Origin of the sequence: Mesorhizobium sp. M7A.F.Ca.AU.002.02.1.1, assembly GCF_003998535.1 — a bacterium.
Taxonomy (GTDB): Bacteria; Pseudomonadota; Alphaproteobacteria; order Rhizobiales; family Rhizobiaceae; genus Mesorhizobium; species Mesorhizobium ciceri.
On the sequence record NZ_RZPB01001470.1, the window covers coordinates 1 to 494 of the forward strand.

Consider the following 494-nt stretch of genomic DNA (forward strand, 5'->3'; position numbering starts at 1 on the left):
CGGCTGATCGGTGGCGACCGCGACTACGAGGCGCTGGTCGCCCGCGTCGTCGGTTTCGTCGAGGCTCCGGCGCTCGGCCTCGACCTGCCGCTCGACGTCCGCGGCACGGCGTTCCAGCAGCGCGTCTGGCAGGCCTTGCGCGCCATCCCCGCCGGCCAAACGGTTTCCTATGCCGAGATCGCGCATCGCATAGGCGCACCTAAGGCGGCCCGCGCCATCGCCGCCGCCTGCGCCGCCAACAATCTTGCCGTCGCCATTCCCTGCCACCGCGTCATCCGCAAGGACGGCGCACTTTCCGGCTACGCCTGGGGCGCGGAGCGCAAGCGCGCGCTGCTCGACCGCGAGGCAGCGTCCGACAATGCCAACCGGTCGGTACGGGCCTGACGAGGACCGGCAATGCGCGCGATGGCAAGGTCTCCCACCACCGATGCGAACATCCAGACCCAAGCTGCCGGCAGCCGCCGCGCCCCTGACGCGAAATCATGGGTGATGAC

General features: G+C 70.6%; 1 protein-coding gene. It reads left to right on the plus strand.

Going from position 1 to position 494, the window contains the following annotated elements; genetic code table 11:
* On the plus strand, positions 1-384 hold a 384-nt coding region (locus tag EN879_RS38420), incomplete at its 5' end, for a methylated-DNA--[protein]-cysteine S-methyltransferase (protein ID WP_164774965.1).
* Positions 385-494: the final 110 nt, after the last annotated feature.